Raw genomic sequence first — 20,428 nt, 5'->3', positions numbered from 1 at the left:
GCTGAGACGGGTGAACACATCTCGACCCTGGGGCGCCAACTCGGAAATTTTGCTTGGCTTTTGAAATAGTGGATTGGCTCGTTTCGCGATATCCACCGCTCACCACCCCGAGATCCAGGGGTTGTTGATGATCGCTTGAGGTTCATTCGGGTGCTGCCGAGGAAGGTGAACCTCTGGTTACGGGGATATGGACATGCGGTGCGGCCGCCGTGATCGTCGCTGTACGCGACGCATCGGCCACGCACCGTGGCGTCGCTTCGGGGCGTGCGCGCGGGGAACTCGGGGAGACGGATGCCGCCGACCGCGCAGGAGGTGCCTCGCCGTGGACGACTGGGAGATGTGGGACGGGCGCGAGAAGACCCGGCTGTCACCGCGCGAGCGGCTGGCGCTGCTGGAGATCGAGGCGCATCTTCGGGAGGACCGGGGCTTCGCCCGCCGGATGGGCGGCGGGGCCCACCGGGAACGGGCGGACCGGGCACACCGGCGGATCTGGCTGCCGACGGGCGTCCTGCTGCTGGCCCTCGCCGCCGCGCTCTGCGCGGTCATGGGCATCCGCACCGGGGACCCCGGGCCGCTGTGGTGCTTCGCGGTGCTGTGGCCGCTCACCCTCTTCCAGGCGTTCCGGCTGCTGTGCCGGCTGGCCCGTCGGCGGGGGCGGGTGGGGGAGCGGGCGAGTTCCTGGCTCTGAGCCCCCTGCGGCGGCCTCGCGGTCGGGGCCGCACGGGCCGACCGCGCCGGGACGGAGGTCTCCGCACCCCTGACGGCCGTATCCTCCGCCCCTCCGTCGCGTCCGGTTGAGAGCGGGGCGTCCGCCGTGCATGGTGGGTGGTCCAAGGTCGGGTTCATGGTCGGGACATGGCCGCACCGGCCCCTGCCCGACCTGCCCGGGTGATGCCATGAAAGCCTTCTCGCCACGGCCGGGCGCACCGGCCCCCCTGGTGATCGAGTCCTCCGTCGTGGAGGGCCTGCCCGCCGAGGGCGCGCTGCTGCTGCGCATGTCCGGCACCCTGGACGCGCACGGCGCCCACGCCTGGTCGCAGGAGCTGCGCGGCCATCTGGAGCGGGCGGACCGCGCCGGGCTGCGGCCCGTCCTCGACATGGCCCACGTACAGCTCGGCGGCGCCGCCGTGCTGCGCACCCTCAGCGAGGCCACGCGGGTCCGCGCCGGGCGCCCCGATCTGATCATCGTGCGGGCCCGGCCGGGCGTCCGCGAGGCCGTGCACCTGGCCCGCCTGGACGGCGTCCAGCTGTACGCCACCCTGGACGAGGCCGTGCGCGAACTGGCCCGCGCCGCCGCCAAGGCGGAGGAGCTGCCCGCCTGGCGCTCGCCGATGGCCGACCCGCTGCGGCCGTCCTACGAGGACCTGCACCAGGAGGTCCGCGCCCTGCGCGCCCGGGTCCGCACCGCCCCGGTGATCGGCATGGCCCAGGGCATGCTCATGGCCCGTTACGCCCTGCCCGAGGGCGGCGGCGCCTTCCGGGTGCTGCGGGAGACCTCCCAGCGGTTCAACGTGCCGCTGCGGGTCCTCGCCTCCGCCGTCGTGGTGGCCCGCCCGCCCGACGGCGCGACCTGGTTCCCGGCCCGCCGCCCGCTGCCCGTGCCCCCGCTGCGCGTCCTCGCCCGCACCGACCGCGACCCCCGCTGCCGCGGGCGGATGATCGACGCCGTACTCCGCGAGGCGCTCGCCATCTCCCACGCCCCGGCCGGTCACGTCCTGTCCGTCGACCCCGCCGTGAACGCGCTCGCCCTGGAGGCCCGGCACGGCGGCACGGACCCCTACCTGGATCACCTGGGACGCGGCCGCGACGACGGTACGGCCGAGGCGGTCGCCCGTGCCCGCGGGCGGCGCGTGAGCATGCCCGACGTGGCCACCGAAGCGCTGCTCTCCGAGGACGGCCGACGCGCCCTGCTCGCGGCGGGCGCGCGGTCCCTCCAATGCGTCCCGGTCCTGTCCGCCGCCGGCTGCTGCGCCGCTCTGATCACCGTGCACTGGCCCGACGCCGGACACCTGCCGACCTCCACCCGGGCCGAGGCCCTCGGCCTGCTCGCCACCGACACGGCGGCCTGGCTGGCCTGGTACCACCGCACGGTCCTCCTCGACGCCCTCGACCATCTGCATCACCGGCTGACCCGCAGGCCCTGAGCCACGGCCGGGCCCCGCGGGAACCCGGACATACGAGACGTGGCCCGCGTCGGTCGACGCGGGCCACGGTCACCGCTCGTCAGTGGATGCCGAGCCGTCAGTGAGCGCCGAGCCCCCCGCCTCCGAAGGACCCGCTGGACCCGCTGCTCCAGCGCGGACGCTTCTGGTCCTCGCTGGTCTTGGAGTCCATGTTGCTCAGCTCGTAGGGGGTGAGCGGACGGCCGCCCTCGGGTGTCTTGGGAACCTCCTGGTAGTCCCGGTTCTCCCGGATCTCGTGCACCGCGCCCTCCGGTGGCAGCTTGGGCTGCTCCTCGGGACGTGGGCGAGCGGGCTCGCGGGACTTGACGCGAGAGGTCAGCCAGAAGCCGCCGCCGAGCACTGCCAGCAGTCCGACGGCCACGACGAAGAGTACGAGGCTCATCAGGCCGCTCGTCGCGGCCAGCTGCATCGATGCGGTGTTCATGGAACAGGGATACCCGTCCTATAACCACATGAATCGAATAACCACATGAATCGAACAAATAAAATAAAGAGGACATAGGTGGTGCGAGGGCAGTTTTGTCCCGGGTCCGCGGCGGTTTGTCCCGGGTCCGCGGCGGGCGCGGGTTTGTCCCGATCCCTCGGGGCAACCCGCACCCTGTGACCCAGCAGGCTTCCCCACAGCAGCTCTACCGGTTCCTGGAGGACCGCTTCAGCTGCGCCCAGGCGTGCACGGAGTGTGCCCGCGCCTGCTCGGTACGGGTCAGCCTGGTCGATCCGGGCGGCTCCGAGCACCAGGAGCGGGTGCGCCGACTGGGGATCATGTGCGCGGAGGTGTGCGACGCCACCTGCCGGCTGCTGTGCGAGGAGAGCCGGCAGGGTGAGGAGGGGCTGCGCGGCCGGGTCGACTGGTGCCGCCGGACCTGCCTCGAATGCGCCCGCGCCTTCGAGGGGCACCCGGGCGCCGAATCGGCCGCGACGGCCTGCCGGGCCTGTGCCGACGCCTGCGTCGACTTCCTGGAGACGCTGGCCTGACGCTTCCCAATTTCTGTAACACGTTCTACGGTGTGCGCCGTCAGGACCGCCCTTGGGGAGCCTGGAGGCGCCGTGCACCTCGACCACACGCCCGAGCAGCAGCGACTGCGCGCCGAACTGCGCGCCTACTTCGCCCGCCTGGTCCCGGACAACGCCTACGCCCGGTACGCCGACCCGGCCGCCCGTAAACGCTTCTACCGCGACACGATCCGCACCCTCGGCACCGACGGCTGGCTCGGCGTCGGCTGGCCCGAGGAGTACGGCGGGCGGGGCATGTCGGCGATGGAGCAGTTCATCTTCTTCGACGAGGCCGCGCAGGCCGGCGTACCGCTGCCGCTGATGGCGCTGAACACGGTCGGGCCGACCCTCATGAAGTTCGGCACCGAGGAGCAGAAGGCGTACTTCCTGCCACGCGTCCTGTCCGGCGAGATCGACTTCGCGATCGGCTACAGCGAGCCCGAGGCGGGCACCGATCTCGCCGCACTGCGGACCAGGGCCGTGCGGGACGGGGACACGTACCTCGTCAACGGGCAGAAGATCTGGACGACGAACGGCGACACCGCGGACTGGGTCTGGCTCGCCGTGCGCACCGACCCGGACGCCCCGCCGCACCAGGGCATCACCATGCTGCTGGTGCCGACCTCCGACCCCGGCTACTCCTGCACCGTCATCAACACCCTGGCCTCCCACGACACCACGGCCAGCTACTACGAGAACATCCGCGTCCCCGTCTCCCGCCGCGTCGGCGCCGAGAACCAGGGCTGGCGGCTGATCACCAACCAGCTCAACCATGAACGCGTCACCCTCGCGGCGCACGGCACGATGGCCGTCCGCGCCCTGCACGACGTCCAGCACTGGGCCGCCCGCACCGAACTCGCCGACGGCCGCCGGGTGCTGGACCTCGGCTGGGTGCGCCGACTGCTCGCCCGCACCCACACCCGTCTTGAGGCCCTCAAGCTCCTCAACTGGCAGATGGTCACCGCCGTCGAGGACGGCACCCTCACCCCGCAGGACGCCTCCGCCGTCAAGGTCTACGGCTCCGAGGCCCGCCGCGACGCCTACGCCGCCCTCATGGAGATCACCGCCGCCGCCGGCCTCCTCAAAGAGGGCTCGTCGGGCGCCGTCCTCCACGGCGAACTCGAACGCGGCTACCGCTCAGCCGTCATCTTCACCTTCGGCGGCGGCAACAACGAGATCCAACGCGAGATCATCTCCTGGATCGGATTGGGGATGCCGAGGGTGCGGCGATAGGGTGGTGTGCCCAGCGTTCCCCGGTGATCTCGTACCGCACGCCCCCGTGCTCGGCACCCTCGACCAACTGCATGTCGGGGGGAGTGGGGATGTTGCCCTTGAGGGTCATGCCGAGCTTCTCCATGACCTTGCGCGAACCGCGGTTCACGGTCATCGTCTCGGCCCAGATCGTGCGCACTCCGAGTTCGGTGAAGCCCTTGTGCAGGAGGGCGCGCGAGCCCTCCGTGGCATAGCCCTTGCCCCAGGCTGCCTGTCGCAGCCGGTACCCCAGCTCGGCCTCGTCCCGCGGGCCGTCCCGTTCGGGACGCAGGCAGAACCAGCCGATGAACGCCCCGCCGCCCTTCTCGTGCGCGGCGAACAGCCCGAGACGGCCGTCCCATTTCTCGTAACCGGCGATGATGAAGGGCAGATGGCGTTCGCGGACGATTTCCGGCGCGGTCGCCTCGCCCCCGCTCAGATAACGCATCACGGCCGGGTCGCTGTCCAGCTCGATCAGCAGGTCGGCGTCATCGGCCGTGAAACGGCGCAGGGTCAGGCGATCGGTCTCCAGATATATGTCCACGGAACAGAGCGTGCCCGAACCGGACAGGACCGCCCAACGGCTTTTCCGCGCCCCCGAAACGCCGGTTCACGGAGTGAGCAGCCGGTCCTGTTCGATCGGCGGTACGCCCCCGTGCCAGTCCAGCGGCTTGCCGAAGCGGATCAACTCGCCGTACAGGGAGGGGTCGACGCGCTCGGCGAGGATGACGTCCAGTACGGCCGAGGCGGCCTCGGCGGGGGTCTGGGCCTGGCTGTAGTCGCTGAACCAGGGCCGTGAGGTCGCGGTGTCGACCATGCCGGGGCAGACCGCGGCGACCAGGGTGCCGGTCGTGCGGTCGCGGTCACGGCGCCGCGCGGCGACCGCGCGTACGGCGGCGACCTGGGCCACCTTCGAGGGCACGTTCAGCCAGCGCGGCCAGCCCGCGGCCTCGGCGGTGCCGGCGTGGACGGCGGCGCGCCAGGACTCGACGGCGCTCTCCACCTGGTCGAGGCTCGCGCCGTCGAACAGGTGATGCAGCCGTGGGTCCAGACGGCCCAGGGTGCCGAGGCTGCTCGCCACGACGAGCAGCCGGCCGCCCGGGCGCAGCACGGGGCCGAAGCGGCGCAGGATCGTGTGCGTGGCGGTGTTGGAGACGTCGATGAACTCGTCGGCCCGCGCGGACTGCGACTCCTCGGGCAGCAGCCGGGCCACCGCGTTGGACAGGACGATGTCGATGCCTCCGTGGCGGGCCCGCAGCTCCTCGGCGAGCCGGGCGATGGCGTCGGTGTCGGTGACGTCGAGGACGGTGCCCTGGACCCGGGCGCGGGTGCCGGGCAGCCGGGTCACCTCGTCGGCGGCGTCGGTCACGCGTCGCCGGTCGCGGCCGGTGAGAAGGACCAGGTCGGCCGGGTCCAGGCGGGCCGCCAGTCCTTCGACGAGCGCACGGCCGAGTCCTTGGTTGGCGCCGGTGACGAGGGCGATTCGGGGAGCGTTCACAGCTGTCACAGTAGGAATCGGATCACGGACATCAAACCAAAACGGGGTATAGGCAGTATGTGCGGTTTTCTTGGCACATCTGTGCGCTGTCCGGGTCAGTCGGCCGCGAGGTGTGCGCGTTTTGCCCCCCACGCGCTTCTACGCTTCGCCACGGCCCACCGTCCGGAGAGGCCGAGAGAGGACTCGCGCATGTCAGCTCCCGTGGTCGTCATCACCGGCGCGCTCAGCGGAATCGGGCGTGCCACCGCCTTGGCCTACGCCCGGCAGGGTGCCGACGTCGTGGTCTCGGGGCGGCACCCGGATCCCGGCAAGGAACTCACCGGAGAGCTCGAAGGTCTGGGCGGCCGTGCCCTGTTCGTCCAGGCCGATGTGCGACTGGAGGAGGATGTCCGCGACCTCGTCGACCAGGCCGTCGACCGCTTCGGCCGGATCGACGTCGCCCTCAACAACGCGGGCACCGAGGGACGGTCCGCCCCGATCACCGCCGTCACGGACGACGACTACGCGGCCACCTTCGACACCAACGTCAAGGGAACCCTGCTGAGCCTGAAGCACGAGTTCCGCGCCATGCGGGAACACGGCGGCGGCAGCATCGTCAATGTCAGCAGCGTGTACGGCCGGATGGGCTACCCGGAGGTCGCCGTGTACGCCGGCAGCAAGCACGCCGTCATCGGCATCACCAAGGCGGCCGCCCTCGAAGGCGCCGCGCACGGCATCCGGGTGAACGCGGTCGCCCCCGGATTCACCCGTACCGGGATGTACGAGCGGGTCACCGGGGACGACCGGACGCGCGAGGCGGTGAACTCCGTGCTGCCCCTGCACCGGCCGGGCACCCCGGAGGAGGTGGCCGACGCCGTGCTCTTCCTCGGTTCCGGCAGGGCGTCGTACATCACCGGACAGACCCTCACCCTGGACGGCGGCCTCATGGCGGGCGCGCCGCTGTTTCCCGGCGCCTGACCCGGCCCGGGAGCCGGGACCGGCGGCCCGTGGTCGGCCGGTTCAGCCGGTGGCCGTACCGCGTGACCTCAGCTCCGCGCCCCGGCGGCGCACGGCGTCCGGGGTGCGCAGCTCGTGGGCGAGGAGGCGGGCGGCGAGGCCCTCGCGGTCCCCGGGGGCGAGGGCGGTCACCGCGGCGATCAGCTTCTCCGCCGTCGCCTCGTCGACGGTGGCCGGGAGGGGGTCCTGGCCCAGGAGGCGGGCCGTCTGAGGGTCCAGCGGGGCCGGGGCCTCGGCGGGCGGGGCCTCGGTGGTCGAGGTGAGCGGCGCCCGGCGCAGGGGCTCGGCGGACTCCTGCGGCAACAGCTCGGCGTAGCGCGGGAGTTCGGCGTCCGGGGCGATCAGCAGCAGGTGCTTGGCGATGAGGTCGGCCTCCGGGAACGAGGTGCGCACGGCGAGCGGGGCCAGGGTCTCGGGGGACAGGCCGAGGACGCAGCCCGCGTGCAGCAGCACCTCGCGGACCCGGGTCGCGGCGGGGGCGTCGGGCAGCAGGGCGCCGGTGCGGGCGAGGAAGTCGGCGACGGTGTCCTTCGCGGCCGTGCCGTCGAGGTGTTCCGCGCCCCGGTAGTAGCGCGTCAAGTAGGCATACCACCAGGCGAGTTGGACCTCGTACAGCTCGGCGACCACCGACTCGTACGCCTCCTGCGGCAGCAGCTCGCGCAGGGCCGGGACCAGCTCGCGGTAGACGAGGCGGATCCAGGTGTGCGGGGAGCGCTGGATGCCCCAGCACTCGCCGTGCGCGTAGTCCCCGATCAGCTCGGCGACGCTCAGCTCCCCGGCGGCGAACTCGGAGCGCACCCCGGTGTCGCTGGTCTCGAAGCGGTAGAAGTGGTCGGCGGACTCCGGGGGCCGGGGCGTCGGCAGCACCTGGTCGATCAGATGCTCCAACTCCGAGTAACGGGCGTGGAGTCGGTCGAGGTCCAAGGGGAGGCGCGGGAACAGCGGATCGGTGAACTGCCGTTTGAACTTGGCGATCTCCTCCGACAGCGCCTGGTAGAGGAAGACCTTGTCGAAGCGGTGGCTGAACGACAGGCCGATGTACGGGAAGACGGTGCAGCTGCGGCACTCCGAGCGGTGGCCGACCTCCTCGTCCCGCACCCGCAGGAACTCCGGGTCCTCGACCAGTTCGCGCAGCGGGCGGTCCCAGGCGACCGAGTTGTCGAAGGCGTGGTAGCAGGGCAGGACGAGGCGTCCGTCGGGGCCGACGGTCAGGATCCGCTTGTTGGCGTAGCAGTCGGTGGGCGCGGTCGGGTCCAAAGTCTCCATGTACTTGCGGAAGTGCAGGTTGACCAGGGCGAACGGCTGATGCAGCAGCCGTATCAGCTGCTCGGCGATCGGTCCGCCGGTCGGCTCCGACTCGTCCATCCGTCCGGTGCGGCCCGCCGTGGTGTCCGCGAGCGGCTTGCCGTTCTGCTCGATCAGCTTCAGCTTGCGGGCCGTCCGGTTGGTGTCGCGGACGGTGTCCTGCTCGTCGAAGTACTCGAACATCCCGGAGAAGTAGACGGTGGTCCGGTTCTCGTGCGCGAAGCGCAGCAGGTCCGGTATCTCGTCCACGTTCTCCCGGGTCACCACGCAGATCAGCTTGAGGTTGCCGCTGCCGGTGGCGATGACCTTCTGGATGACGTCGAGGGCCCGGTCCAGGGTGGGCACCCCCCGGATCTGCCGGTAGCGGTCGGGCCGCAGGGTGTCCAGGGAGATGTTCATGGTGTCGACGTGGGGCACGATCGCCTCGATGTGCTGGGCGAAGCGGATGCCGTTGCTGGTGATCTCCACGGCCATGCCGAGCGACTTGGCGTGCTGCACGATGCCGTCGATGTGCGGGTGCAGCACCGGCTCGCCGCCGGTGAAGTCGACGTAGCGCACACCGAGTTCGTACAGCTCGTCCAGGATCTGGCGGCCCCGCTCCAGGGTGAGTTCCGCGTAGCCCTTGAACTTGTCGTCCTGCCAGACGTTGCAGTAGCCGCAGAGCGAGTTGCAGCGGAAGGTGATGTAGAAGCGGGCCGAGGTCAGCCGGCCCCGGTCGGTGGTGGTGCTCGCGGTCACGGTCGGTACTCCGTCGGTCGGTACGGCGGGGGAGAGCGGGCGGGGGGTCCCCGGCACGGGGAGTCGGCGTTCGTCAGGGCAGCGGGGTGCCCCGCGCCGTGATCCACAGCTCGTACCACTCCTCGTGCGTGAGGTCCGGTGCGCGCAGTGCCGCGTCCCGGCAGGCGCGGATCCGCTCGGGGCGGCTGGTGCCGATCACCGGGACGATGCCGGCGGGATGGCGGGCCAGCCACCACAGCAGGACCGTCTCGGGGGTGGTGTCCTTGCTCCGGGCCAGTCGGCGCAGCAGTTCGGCGGTGGGGGAGTCGGCGTCCCCGGTGTAGCGGCCATGGGCCAGCGCGCCCCACGCCTGGAGCTGGATGCCCCGCTCGGCGCACGCTTCGAGGGTCCCCTCGGGGAAACCGTTGGACGTGGCCGCCGGGGTGTTGAGCAGCACCCCCGCCTCGACCCAGTCGCGCCGGGCCAGGCTCATCTCCAACTGGTTCGCCACCAGCGGGAGTTCCAGCCGGGACTGGAGACGCGCGATCTGCGCGGCGCTCATGTTGGAGACGCCGAAGCGGCGCACCAGCCCCTGCCGGTGCAGTTCGCGCAGGGCGGCGGCGATCTCCTCGGGGCCGGTCAGCGGGTCGGGGCGGTGCAGCAGCAGGGTGTCGATCACCTCGGTGCGCAGCCGGGCGAGGCTCTCCTCGACCCGCCGGAGGATCGAGTCCCCGCGCAGGTCGTAGTGGCCCGGCCGGTCCCCCTCGGCGAGCCGGATCCCGCACTTGGTCTGCACGGTGATCCGCTCCCGCAGCCCCGGCGTCCGGGCCAGGACCTCGCCGAACACCGCCTCCGAGGTGCCGCACCGGTAGATGTCCGCGAGGTCGAACACGGTGATCCCGCACTCCAGCGCGGTCTCCACGGCCGTCTGTGCCCGGTCGACGTCCTCGGCGGTGTACGGCGTACGGTCCCAGCCGCCGCCGAGCCCCATGCAGCCATAGATCAGCCGCGCCTCGGGAGCGCGCCCGGCGGGATCGGTGGTCACGGTCGTCAACTGGCCGTCTCCTTCAGGGCGTCGGCGAGCAGCTCGGCCGCGGCGAGCACCGGGAACTGGGTGTTGGCCGCGGGGGCGGAGGGGAGCACGGAGGCGTCGGCGACGCGCAGATCGGGCACGCCGTGCACCCGGCCGGCGCCGTCGGTGACCGCCAGCGGGTCGGTCGCGGGGCCCATGGCGCAGGTGCCGACGGGGTGCCAGTAGGTGCCGAGCCGGGCGCGCAGTTCGGCGTCGGTCAGCTCGTACGAGGGCGCGCCGGAGGCGGCGGCCAGCGGGGCGAGTGCCGAGGTGGCGGCGAGCCGTTCGGCGATCTCCAGGCCCTCCCGCAGCACCGCCGCGTCCCGGCCGTCCGGGTCGGTGAGGAACCCGGGGTCGATGTCGAGGGGGTCGGCGGGGTCGGCCGAGCGCAGCCGGACCCGGCCCCGGGAGGCAGGCTTCATCAGGAACGCGGCGATCCCGGCCTCGTACTCGCCCGGCGGCAGGCCCCCGAAGAGCGGGTCCCCGGCGGAGGGCAGGATGTGCAGGTCCCAGCCGTCCGTCGGGCAGTGCGTGCTGGCCGCCCGGATCAGCATCCGGCTGACGTACAGCTCGCCCTCCTTCTCCCGCGCGGCCAGCGCCGCGTTGAGGCGGGGGGCCGGGGTGCGGGGGACGAACACACCGGGCTGGTCGGACAGGTTGGCGCCGACGCCCGGCAGGTCCACCTCGGTCCGTATGCCCCGCGCGCGCAGCTCGGCCGCGGGTCCGATGCCGCTGCGCAGCAGCAGCGCGGGCGAGCCGAAGGTGCCGCAGGCGAGGACGTAGGTGTCGGCGGTCAGCGTCTCGCGCCGCCCGTGTCTGACCACCTCGGCGCCGGTGATCCGGCCGCCGTCGAGGACCAGCCGGTCGGCCGCGGTGTCGCCGAGGATGGTGAGGTTGGCGCGGGAGCGGGCGGGGCCGAGATAGCCGAAGGCCGCGTTCCAGCGCAGCCCGTCGAGCGCGTTGAGCAGCGGGGTGCCGCAGCCGGGCGGGCCCTCGGCGCCCATGTCCACGTCCGGGTAACCGAGTTCACGGGCACCGGCGAGCGCCGCGCGCGCCCAGAGGCTGAACTCCCGCTCGGGTACGGGCCGTAGCCGCATGGCCGCCTCGGCCCGCTCCCGGTACGGCGCCATGGCGGCGGCTGACCAGCGGGGACCCCCGGCCCGGGTCCATTCCTCGTGATCGGCGGCCGAACCCCAGGTGTGCCAGCAGCCGTTGACGCAGGAGGAACCGCCGAGGACCCGGGCCCGCAGGCGGTGCACGGCGACCCCGCGCTCCCACATGTGGTCGCGGGGCAGGGCGTGCGCGTCGCGCAGCGAGCGCGGCCAGCCGCCCGGGTCGGTGCCGTGGTCGGGCCCGGCCTCCACCAGGCAGACCGTGCGGGCGGGGTCCTCGCTGAGCCGCGCGGCGAGCACACAGCCCGCCACGCCGCCGCCGAGCACCAGCACATCGTGGTGGCCCATGACAGGGCTCATCCGCTCACCTTGGCGGCCTGCTCGTCGGCGTCCGACTCGGCGACCCGGGCGAGGAGTTGCTCCCGTGAGATGGCGTCGGCGCGGGTCGAGGGCACGGTGCAGGCGTGGGCGCCCGCGATCGCGCCGTAGCGGGCGCAGCGCAGCGGGTCCAGGCCGTCCAGCCGGCCCAGCAGGAAGGCCGCGGCGAAGGCGTCGCCCGCGCCGTTGGAGTCCACGACGGGCTCCGGCGGGGCGACGGCGGGCACCTGGGTCAGCTCGCCGTCGACCAGCAGGTAGGCGCCCTCGGCACCCGCGGTGGCCACGACGATCCGGGCCCGGCCGCGCGCCGCGATGTCCCGCATGGTGTGCTCCGGGTCGGCCAGCGCCGTGGTGGACAGGAACACCAGGTCGGCGGCGAGCGCGAAGGGCTCGTGGTACGGGTTGGCGCCGTCCCAGTTGTGCAGGTCCGTCGAGATGGTGAGCCCGGCCTCGCGCAGCACCGGCAGGGCGTACGAGCAGGGGTGGGTGATGACCACGTGCGCGTGCCGGCTGCGCGCGGCGAGGGCGCGCAGGGTGTCCTCGGGCAGCCGGTCGGACTCCTGGCTGCGGGTGTCGTCGTACAGGGACAGCCGGCGTCCGTCCGGGCCGACCAGGTTGACCGCGCGCTTGGTGCCGGCGGCGGAGGGCACGTCGGTGAGCGGGATGCCCCGGTCCCGGTGCAGCGCGCGCACCAGGTCGCCCTCCGGGTCGGCGCCGACCAGGTCGATGTGGTGGGCGCGCAGGCCCAGGGCGCTGACCCCGAGCGCGACGAAGTCGCCGCTCTGCCCGGCGCGGGTCACGATGCCCGGCCGGATCATGTAGCTGTCGGCGTAGGGGACCGGCAGTTCCGGCACATGGACGACGGTGTCCACGCCCGCGCCGCCCAGGACGAGGACGTCGGTCTCGGTGGTCATGGCAGTCGGCTCGTTTCTCTCGCGTCGCTCGGGTTGGTGAGTCAAGCAGTCGCCCACCCGGCTGGCAAGAACTTGCTGCAATTTTCAGCAAGCTGCACCAGTGAGGGGGCTCAGCGCAGGGCGTGCGTTCAGGGGAACAGGCGTTCAAGGACGGCCGCGACGCCGTCCTCCTCGTTGCTGGGCGCGATCTCGTCGGCGTGGCGCTTGAGTTCGGGGTGGGCGTTGCCCATCGCGACGCCGTGCCCGGCCCAGGCGAGCATCGGGATGTCGTTGGGCATGTCCCCGAACGCGACCGTGCCGGCGGCGTCGAAGCCCAGTCGCCGCCCGGCCGCGGCGAGGCCGCTCGCCTTGTCCACCCCGTCGGGCAGCAGCTCGACCATGCCCTCACCGGAGTGCGTGACCCCGATCAGCCCGGCGCACACGGACAGCGCCAGCGCGGCGAGGGAGTCGTCGTCCAGCGTCCGGCTGCGGATGAGGACCTTCTCCACGGGCCGCGCCCACAGCCCCGCCGCGTCCTCGACCAGCCGCCAGCCGTGCCGCACCCGCTCGCCGAAGCCCGGCGTGACCAGGAACTCCCCGGTAAGCCCCGCGGTCACCACCCCGAGCGCCAGGGGGCCCGCCGCCTCGGCGATCCGCGCCACCAGCGCCCGTACGACACCCCGGTCGAGGGTCGCCGAGGACAGCAGCCGGTCGGCGCCGACGTCGTACAGCTGCGCCCCCTGTCCGCAGATCGCGAGCCCCCGGTAGCCGAGCGGGGCCAGCAGGCTCCGGCAGCCCGCGGCCGGACGGCCGGTCACCACCAGGTGCCGGGCGCCGCGGACGGCGGCGCGGGTGAGCGCGGCACGGGTGCGCGGGGAGACGGTGAGGTCGCCGCGCAGCAGGGTGCCGTCCAGGTCGGTGGCGACGACCGTGTACCGGGGCGTCATCCGGCCCCGCCCCGGTGCAGGCCCAGCAGGGTGTACGCGGCCAGGGTCGCCGCGTCCGTGATCCGCCCGGCGCGGACGAGGTCGCGCCATTCGTCCGGCGCCGCCCGGCGCCGGCGCATGTCGGCCTCGGTGGCCTCGCGTTCGGGCGGGCCCTGCGTCAACTCCTCGGCGAGGAAGACGTTGCAGCCCTGGCTGGCGTAGCCGTAGGCGACGTGCACCATGCCCAGGTACGTCATCCGGGCGGCCCGCAGCCCGGTCTCCTCGCGCAGTTCGGCGCGGGCCAGTTCGAGCGGCGGCGCGCCCGCGTGCCCGGCGGGCCAGGAGCCCTGCGGGAACTCCCAGTAGCGGCCCGCGACCGGGTAGCGGTACTGCTCGACCAGGTGCAGGGCGCCGTCCTCGTCCCGGGGGATCACCAGGGCGTAGTCCGGCTTGTCCACGACGCCGTAGACGCCCTCGCTGCCGTCGGGGCGCCGGATGTCGTCCTCCCGGACGCTCATCCACGCGTTGCGGTAGACCTCGCGTGAACGCACGGTACGGATCACGGCGCGGCCTCCAGCAGGGCGCGGACCCCCTCGGCGACACCGCGCACCCGCAGCCCGTGCCGGTCCAGAACCTCGTCCAGGAGGGTGCTGGTCAGGCAGGTGTGGGCGGGTCGGCTCGCGTAGCGTCCCGCGGCCCGGGGCACCGGGGTCACCCGTGTCCGGGGCACGCCAAGACCGTCGGCGATCGCCGCCGCCCACGCGGCCCGCGAGACCCGGTCGGGGCCGCCGAGATGCAGCAACCCGGGGGCGCCGGGCTCCAGTACGGCGGCGGTCACCGCGGCCACGTCCTCCACCAGGACCGGCGTGGTCCACTGGTCGTGGGGTGCCTCCACCCGCTCGCCCGCGCGCAGCCGGTGGGCGCAGGCGGCGAAGAAGTTCAGCCACTTGGCGCCGTCCGCGGACTCCCAGCCGTAGACCAGGCTCACCCGCAGCACGGTGGTGTCGGGGGCCGCGCCCACGATCCGCTCGGCCGCCAGCTTGGCCCGCCCGTAGGCGTTCGCGGGAGCCGTCACAGTGGCCTCGTCGTTGTCGGGGCCGCCGCCGTCGAAGACGTTGTCCGTGGAGATCAGCACGGTACGGCGGCCCCGCGCGGCCGCCGTCAGATGGCGGGCCGCCGCCGAGTGCAGCGCGAGCGCGCGCTCGGGGTGGGCCTCGCACCAGGTCACGTCGGAGGGGCCGTGCACCAGCACCAGCCGGTCCGGCCGCACCGCCCCGACCACCTGTGCGCAGGCGTCCGCGTCGGTGGCGTCGAGCCGCACCCAGGGCCCGGCCCCCTCGGGCGGCGGGGTGCGGGAGGCGAGCACGGGACGGTCGCCGCGGGCGGCCAGCCGCGCGGCCACGGCGCGCCCGACGAAGCCGCTGCCGACGATCAGCGTGGTCGTGCTCATACGGCCGTCACCGCCCCGAGCCCCACGCCCCGAGCCGCCAGCAGCCGCCCGGCGCCGAGCAGACCGTGGTCGTCGTCCGGGGCGCCGAGCGTCACCATGCCCCGGATGCCGCCCGCGTCCAGACCGAAGCAGCCGAGCCGCTCCAACTCCGCGGTGAGCAGCTGGACATAGCGGGGTCCGACGGCGAGCGCGAAGCCGCCCATCAGGATGTAGCGGCGGACGCCGATGGAGGTGAACACGGAGATGATCGCGGAGGCGAGATGGGGCAGGACCGAGCGCAGGACACCGGTCGCGAACGGGTCGCCGGACCGGATCGCGGCGACCAGCGCCGGGTTGCCCAGCCGGTCCGGATCGGGCGCGACGGCGGCAAGGGCCGAGCGGGCGTAGCCGAGGGGGTCGGCGTGGGCGGCGCGGCGCGCGGCGGCGAGGGTGCCGCGCCCGGAGGCGATGCCGCCGAGGTGGCCCCGGCCGCCGCAGTCGCAGCGGGGCGCGTCGGGGGCGGGATCGCAGGGCCAGTGGCCGAGTTCGCCGCCGTGGCCCTCCGCGTCGAGCAGCACCTCGCCCGCCCGGTACACCTTGCTGCCGATCCCGGAACTCACCGTGATCAGGCAAAAAGGCGGCTCGTCGGGGCCGTGCACATAGCGCCAGGCGGCGGCCGTCAGATCGTTGACGACCACCACGGGCAGGCCCAGGCGGTCCTCCAGCGACTGCCGCACCGGCAGCGGCTCGCCGGGCCCGCCCCAGATGGTGGGCGCGGCCAGCGCCCGGCCGTCGGCGGTGACGGGACCGGCGAAGGCCACGGCCAGCGCGCCGCTGCCGTGCCGCCGCACCGCCTCGGCGCACCGCGCGGCGAGCTGTTCGCGCACACGTTCCTGGAGGACCGCGACGGGCGCGCCGGGGTACCGGTCGAGGCCCTCGGTGGGGGTGCGGCGCACATCGGACAGGGCGCCGGTGGTGAGGTCGTAGCGGGCGGTGCGCAGGGTGGTGCCGCCCAGATCGACCACCGTGCAGGCGGGTTCAGACATGGGCTCCTCCTCGGGGGGAGGCGGGCGCGACGGACTGCACCGTGCCGTCCTCCAGGACGATCGCGGAATCGATGTCGGCGCCGTCCGGCACCTCGGCGCCCGGCAGCAGCACACTGCGCCGCACCCGTGCCCCGGCACCGATCCTGGCACCGGGGAAGGCGACGCTGTGCTCCAGCAGCCCGCCGTTGACGAGATCGGCCGGAACCAGACTGCGGGTCACCCCGGGAGCGGCGCCGACGACCTCGCGCGGCACCTCGGGCCGTACCGTGCACGGAAGTTGACTGACCGTCAGCGACGGGCGCTCCGCGACCAGCGCCAGATGGGCCCGGTGGTAGCGGTCGACGGTGCCGATGTCCTCCCAGTGCCCCGGCACCTCGTGCCCGAGGATCAGCTCACCGCCCGCCAGCATCGCCGGAATGACGTCCCGGCTGATGTCGTGCTGCCAGTCGGTGCCGTCCAGCAGCTCCAGACAACGGTGGAGGCGGGCCGCGTCGAAGACGCAGAACGCCGCGAACACCAGATCGCTGGTCGGCTCGGCGGGCTTCTCCACGAACGCCGTCAGCCGTCCGGCCGGATCGAAGTCGACCATCCCGAACAGATGGACGTAGTGGCGTTCGATCCGCTGGTAGGCGACGGTGAGCGCGGCGCCGGAGCGCCGGTGGGCGGCGATCAGCGGCCCGTAGTCGAAGCGGTACACATGGTCCGCGTGCAGCACCAGCACCTCGGAGGTGTCCGGTCCGAACAGGTACGGCGCCCTGCGGATCAGCGCGTCGGCGGTGCCCCGCTCGGGGGTGCCGCCGGGCGGCGGGGGCAGATAGCCGGTGCCCTCGCGGTACGCGCGGTCGTACGGCCCGAAGTGCACCCGGAACCCGGGCCGCCACCAGGTGCGGTACAGGTCGTCCATCAACTGCCGCTCCTCGTACTGGGACAGCAGCAACACCTCGCCGAGCCCGGACGCCTCGGCGTTGGCGAGCGAGAAGTCGATCAGCCGGGCGGCTCCCCCGAACGGCACCAGCGGCTTGAGCCGGCCGTGTCCGAGCGGCCCCATCCGGCGGCCCTCGCCACCCGCGAGCAGCGCGGCGCGCACCCCGTCAGCCACGGCGCACCACGTCCCAGGCGGAGCGCCCGTCGGCCAGGGTCAGCAGCAGGTTCAATTCCCCTCCGGTGTACGGCAATTCGTGCAGATCCAGGGTGAACTCGCCCGGTCCGGCCGGGACCGCCCGGTGCACCACCGTGCCCCGGCGCCCGGCACCGTCGGGCTCGGCCCACAGGACCGCCTCGACGCGGGCGGCATGCGGCAGCCGGTAGATCAGCCGGCCGTCCGCGAGCGAGTGGCGGGCGTCCAGGCGGGCCCGCAGCTCCGGGTCGTCACCGGCGGCGCGGGCAGATCGGAGCCCAGGCCGCGTCGAACAGGGCGCGGCGCGCCCCGGCGTCCAGGGGGCGGCAGCGGGCGTAGGCGTCGGCGTCCCCGAGCCGGGCGGCGGCCTCGGCGATCGCGTCCGCGTGCGAGCCGTACGCCTCCTCCGTCAGCAGGTCAAACCAGCCGTGCTTCAGCAGGAGTCGCACATCCCGCGCGGGCCGCTTCCCCTCCCACAGCGGGATGAAGGCGTCCAGATGCTGCCGTGCCGTGTTCGCCCAGGTGAACCGGCCTGCGTTCGCGATGGAGTTGGCGCGCAGCCGCGCGTACTCCTCGGGCCGCTCGCGCAGCAGGGCCCCGGCCTCCTGGATACGGCGGGCCAGCGCGTCCGCGAGCAGCGAGTCGTCCTCGGCGAAGGAGCGGTTGACGGCGAAGCCGGTGGCCCCGGGGGTGCCCAGCGGGTCGGCGACATGACCGAAGTGGGCCATGCCCAGCTGGGCCGTGGCGATCGGGACGGCGCCGACGGCCATCGCCTCGCCCTGCGCGATCAGGAACGTGTCCATCTCGAACTTGGACGGGAAGAGACAGAAGTCCGAGGAAGCCGCGTACGCCATGATCCGCTCCTCGGCGACCCGTTCGCACTCCAGGTGGATCCGGTCCTTGTGGCGCTCGACCACCTCGCGGATGTAGAGATCCCCGATGCCGTCGTCGCTGAGGCAGCGCAGCACGAAGTTGGCCGCCAGGCCCTCGGTGAGGACGCGGTCGACCGCGCGGAACAGCTCCAACTGCCCCTTGTGGTTGACCGCGTAGCGGGCGTTGTGGAAGAAGGTGGGCAGCGCCGGGTCCAGACCGAGGGCACCGAGGACGGCAGCGCGGTCCACGGCGGGCCGCTCCCGCGCGGTCCAGCGGGCGCCGATCGCGCAGCCGCCGACGAAACTCTTGTGCGCGTTGCGGCGCACCGTCTCGTAGCCGGGCAGCTCGCGGAACGGCTCTTCGAAGGGGGTCCCGGCGAAATCGGTGTAGAACTCCAGATGCCCCGGTGAGAGGAAGTCCACCAGGTCGGCGTGGTCGGCGACCAGGTCGTAGACGCCGATGTGCCCGGGGCCGTACTCGTAGTGCAGATGGGTGCGTTGCTGGTAGGCGCCGCGCACGGACGCGGGGGACGGCCGCTCGGCGGGCAGCGCGACCGGCGCGTCCAGGAACTCCAGGAGCCGTTCCACCTCGGGCCGGTACACCTTCTTGGTGATCGGCATATTGCTCTGCACCGTCCCGACGACCAGCTTCGAGGGGTCGGCCCGGAAGGCCGCCGGCATCAGATAGTGGTAGTACGGCTCATGGGCGTGCACGAGCGCCTTCTCGTCCCCGAACCGGGCGCGCACGAAGCGGATCGTGTCGACCTGGTAGGCGAGCGACTTGAAGAAGACCAGATCGTGGCCCTTGCTGTCGTACGGCGGGTAGAAGCGGTCGGGGAGCGCGTCCAGCAACTCGTTGGACAGGAAGTACAGATCGACGCCGTCCAGCCGCAGCCGGTGCGCGGTGGTGGTGAGCGGGATGCCCACCTCGGCCGGGAAGCGCTCGCCCCAGACGTCCGGGTCGAGGACGAGCGGCAGCTCGTAGGTGTCCTCGTATTCCAGGGTCTCCAGGTCGTAGGAGGCCCGCAGTTCGGCCAGGCGGCCGTGGGCCGGGGTGACGACCGAGACGCGGTGGCCCGCTTCGGCCAGCGACGTGGAGAGGTTCCAGAGGTAGACGGATATCCCGCCCTGGAGGAAGCGGTGGTCGAAGCCCCCGCACTCGAAGTAGGTCTCGATGACGTGCACGGGTGTCCTCATCCGCCGGCCGGGAGACCGGGGGCCTCCACGGCGTGCCGCAGGTTGATCGCCGCGTGGTAGGCGCGGTCGTGGGCGTAGGCGTAGTCCAGCTCATGGATCAGCCGACGCAGCCGCAGCAGCCGCCAGGCCGGGTGCGTGTCCCGGCTCGGGCCCGCGTCGGCCAGCAGGTTCCCGGCCCGCGCGGCCCACAGCCCCGCCGCCCGCCGCAGCCGGGCGAGACCGGCCAGCCGCTCCTCGCTCCAGCCGGGCGTGTCCGGGCGGGCGCCCGCCGCCTGGAGCAGCGCGGTACGGCAGGTGTCCGCCGGATCCATGCCGAGGACCCCGGCCGCGTGATCGGAGAACTCGTCGGCCGTGAAGATCTCCAGCCCCCGGGTGAGGGCGGCCAGATCCTGCCACGGCGACTGCGCGGTGGCCGGGTCGGCCGGGTCGGCGTGCGGGGTCGACAGGTCGATCACACACAACTCCCAGCCGCCGTCGGCGCGTTCGCCGCGCAGCACATGGGACAGATGCAGATCGCCGTGGCAGGGACCGGCGGGCCAGGGCCGCGCCGGGAGCCCGGATATCCGGGTCAGCTCGCGGGACAGGCCGGTCGCCGCCGCCTCGCGCACCGGCACCGGGTAGCGGGTGTCGGCGAGGATCTGCGGGGTGAGCCGGGCGAGCCGCTCACCGGTCTCGTCCCGCACCGCCCCGGCGGGGAACTCCGGGTGCGGGCCCAGCCGTTCGGCCAGCTCCCGGTGGAAGTCGCGCAGGAAGTGCCCGGTCTGGCGCAGCGGCGCGACCAGCTCCCGCTGGGAGGCGTCGACGGCCGCGCCCGGCTCGACCCCGTCCGCCAGCAGGGGCCACAGCGCCCGGATCCCCGCCCGCAGGGGCACATTGAGCCCCTCGCCCTCGGCGAACCGGTACAGCACCCCGAGCGGCTCCCGTACCCCGGTCGCCGTGTCCACGTAGGCGTAGTCGCCGACCGGCCGCTGGGTGCGCCCGCCGTCCGCCATCAGGCGCAGCAGCTCGGCCTCCCGGTTGCCGGTGCCGATGCGCCGGTAGCTCTTGTGGGTGTGCGCGATCCCGCCCAGGTCGATCAGGGACAGCGCGTTGGAGCACCAGCCCGGGTCGAAGGGCAGCGGGCCCCGGTAGGCGGCGGGCGCGCCCCGGAACTCGATCGCGTTGCCGCGCAGCGTGGGCAGCCGCAGCCCCGCGCGCAGCGCGTCCACCACGGCGCGGTCGAACGCCCCGGTACCGGCGGCCGGTTGCCCGGGGTCCGCGTCGAGCACCGGGACGAACCAGCGGGTGGCGCCCGCCTTGACCAGCAGCAGCCGGACCTCGCCGAGCACCGCCTGGTCGTACAGCTCGAAGGGGCCCCGGCGCACGCCCTCGTCCAGCCAGGGGGCCGCGCGCAGCAGGCCGGCGGTCGCGGGCGCGGGGGCGCCGGGCAACAGGGTGTCCAAG

General features: G+C 73.4%; 20 protein-coding genes. 5 read left to right on the top strand and 15 right to left on the bottom strand.

The window, feature by feature from the left end; translation table 11 throughout:
• Window positions 1–322 precede the first annotated feature (322 nt).
• Together ACLF5H_RS29280 and ACLF5H_RS29275 are read left to right on the top strand one after the other, a co-directional pair.
• The gene (locus ACLF5H_RS29280; RefSeq protein ID WP_421678997.1) at window positions 323–688 is read left to right on the top strand and encodes a DUF3040 domain-containing protein; all 366 of its coding nucleotides are present in this window, start codon (window positions 323–325) and stop codon (window positions 686–688) included.
• 208 nt (window positions 689–896) lie between these two features.
• Complete coding sequence (locus ACLF5H_RS29275) at window positions 897–2,144, top strand: ANTAR domain-containing protein (RefSeq protein ID WP_421678996.1); 1,248 nt, start codon at window positions 897–899, stop codon at window positions 2,142–2,144.
• A 97-nt stretch (window positions 2,145–2,241) separates the two neighbouring features.
• Here ACLF5H_RS29275 and ACLF5H_RS29270 read toward each other — a convergent pair whose 3' ends face one another.
• Window positions 2,242–2,607, bottom strand: coding sequence for a DUF6479 family protein (locus tag ACLF5H_RS29270; RefSeq protein ID WP_421678995.1), 366 nt, complete (start codon window positions 2,605–2,607; stop codon window positions 2,242–2,244).
• Between the two features lie 176 nt (window positions 2,608–2,783).
• Here ACLF5H_RS29270 and ACLF5H_RS29265 point away from each other — a divergent pair, with 176 nt between their 5' ends.
• Both ACLF5H_RS29265 and ACLF5H_RS29260 read left to right on the top strand, forming a co-directional pair.
• Window positions 2,784–3,158: a ferredoxin gene (locus ACLF5H_RS29265; RefSeq protein WP_421678994.1), complete on the top strand. Its 375-nt coding sequence runs from the start codon at window positions 2,784–2,786 to the stop codon at window positions 3,156–3,158.
• Window positions 3,159–3,230: 72 nt separating this feature from the next.
• Window positions 3,231–4,409, top strand: a complete 1,179-nt coding sequence (locus ACLF5H_RS29260; RefSeq protein WP_421678993.1) for an acyl-CoA dehydrogenase family protein — start codon at window positions 3,231–3,233, stop codon at window positions 4,407–4,409.
• Here the strand turns inward: ACLF5H_RS29260 and ACLF5H_RS29255 are convergent.
• Window positions 4,366–4,971 carry a GNAT family N-acetyltransferase gene (locus ACLF5H_RS29255; RefSeq protein ID WP_421678992.1) on the bottom strand — a complete coding sequence of 202 codons (606 nt, stop codon included), beginning with the start codon at window positions 4,969–4,971 and terminating at the stop codon, window positions 4,366–4,368. The genes ACLF5H_RS29260 and ACLF5H_RS29255 overlap by 44 nt on opposite strands.
• Before the next feature lie 66 nt (window positions 4,972–5,037).
• Window positions 5,038–5,925, bottom strand: coding sequence for an SDR family NAD(P)-dependent oxidoreductase (locus tag ACLF5H_RS29250; RefSeq protein ID WP_421678991.1), 888 nt, complete (start codon window positions 5,923–5,925; stop codon window positions 5,038–5,040).
• Between the two features lie 189 nt (window positions 5,926–6,114).
• Here ACLF5H_RS29250 and ACLF5H_RS29245 point away from each other — a divergent pair, with 189 nt between their 5' ends.
• Window positions 6,115–6,882, top strand: a complete 768-nt coding sequence (locus ACLF5H_RS29245) for an SDR family NAD(P)-dependent oxidoreductase (RefSeq protein WP_421678990.1) — start codon at window positions 6,115–6,117, stop codon at window positions 6,880–6,882.
• Window positions 6,883–6,924: 42 nt separating this feature from the next.
• Here ACLF5H_RS29245 and ACLF5H_RS29240 read toward each other — a convergent pair whose 3' ends face one another.
• The 12 genes from ACLF5H_RS29240 to ACLF5H_RS29185 form a co-directional block, all read right to left on the bottom strand.
• A complete protein-coding gene (locus tag ACLF5H_RS29240) occupies window positions 6,925–8,964 on the bottom strand; it encodes a radical SAM protein (protein ID WP_421678989.1) in 2,040 nt (679 codons plus the stop codon).
• A 73-nt stretch (window positions 8,965–9,037) separates the two neighbouring features.
• A complete protein-coding gene (locus ACLF5H_RS29235; RefSeq protein ID WP_421679151.1) occupies window positions 9,038–9,988 on the bottom strand; it encodes an aldo/keto reductase in 951 nt (316 codons plus the stop codon).
• A 5-nt stretch (window positions 9,989–9,993) separates the two neighbouring features.
• A complete protein-coding gene (locus tag ACLF5H_RS29230) occupies window positions 9,994–11,487 on the bottom strand; it encodes a GMC family oxidoreductase (RefSeq protein ID WP_421678988.1) in 1,494 nt (497 codons plus the stop codon).
• A complete protein-coding gene (locus ACLF5H_RS29225; RefSeq protein WP_421678987.1) occupies window positions 11,484–12,419 on the bottom strand; it encodes an adenosine kinase in 936 nt (311 codons plus the stop codon). Before ACLF5H_RS29225 ends, ACLF5H_RS29230 begins: the two co-directional genes overlap by 4 nt.
• A gap of 128 nt (window positions 12,420–12,547) precedes the next feature.
• On the bottom strand, window positions 12,548–13,345 hold the full coding sequence (locus tag ACLF5H_RS29220; protein WP_421678986.1) for an HAD family hydrolase: 798 nt from the start codon (window positions 13,343–13,345) through the stop codon (window positions 12,548–12,550).
• Window positions 13,342–13,887 (bottom strand): NUDIX domain-containing protein, encoded by a 546-nt coding sequence (locus tag ACLF5H_RS29215; protein WP_421678985.1) that lies wholly within the window; start codon window positions 13,885–13,887, stop codon window positions 13,342–13,344. Before ACLF5H_RS29215 ends, ACLF5H_RS29220 begins: the two co-directional genes overlap by 4 nt.
• Complete coding sequence (locus ACLF5H_RS29210; RefSeq protein ID WP_421678984.1) at window positions 13,884–14,774, bottom strand: SDR family oxidoreductase; 891 nt, start codon at window positions 14,772–14,774, stop codon at window positions 13,884–13,886. Before ACLF5H_RS29210 ends, ACLF5H_RS29215 begins: the two co-directional genes overlap by 4 nt.
• On the bottom strand, window positions 14,771–15,799 hold the full coding sequence (locus tag ACLF5H_RS29205; protein ID WP_421678983.1) for an ROK family protein: 1,029 nt from the start codon (window positions 15,797–15,799) through the stop codon (window positions 14,771–14,773). Before ACLF5H_RS29205 ends, ACLF5H_RS29210 begins: the two co-directional genes overlap by 4 nt.
• Window positions 15,792–16,898: a sugar phosphate nucleotidyltransferase gene (locus ACLF5H_RS29200; protein WP_421678982.1), complete on the bottom strand. Its 1,107-nt coding sequence runs from the start codon at window positions 16,896–16,898 to the stop codon at window positions 15,792–15,794. Before ACLF5H_RS29200 ends, ACLF5H_RS29205 begins: the two co-directional genes overlap by 8 nt.
• A complete protein-coding gene (locus ACLF5H_RS29195) occupies window positions 16,891–17,031 on the bottom strand; it encodes a hypothetical protein (RefSeq protein WP_421678981.1) in 141 nt (46 codons plus the stop codon). Before ACLF5H_RS29195 ends, ACLF5H_RS29200 begins: the two co-directional genes overlap by 8 nt.
• A gap of 136 nt (window positions 17,032–17,167) precedes the next feature.
• Window positions 17,168–18,973 (bottom strand): glycogen/starch synthase, encoded by a 1,806-nt coding sequence (locus tag ACLF5H_RS29190; protein ID WP_421678980.1) that lies wholly within the window; start codon window positions 18,971–18,973, stop codon window positions 17,168–17,170.
• An 8-nt stretch (window positions 18,974–18,981) separates the two neighbouring features.
• Window positions 18,982–20,427, bottom strand: a complete 1,446-nt coding sequence (locus ACLF5H_RS29185; protein WP_421678979.1) for a hypothetical protein — start codon at window positions 20,425–20,427, stop codon at window positions 18,982–18,984.
• Between the last annotated feature and the right edge of the window lies 1 nt (window position 20,428).

The sequence above is a fragment of the Streptomyces sp. LaBMicrA B280 genome (genome assembly GCF_049222185.1).
GTDB classification, from domain to species: domain Bacteria; phylum Actinomycetota; class Actinomycetes; order Streptomycetales; family Streptomycetaceae; genus Streptomyces; species Streptomyces murinus.
This window is presented reverse-complemented; position numbering and strand designations above follow the sequence as displayed.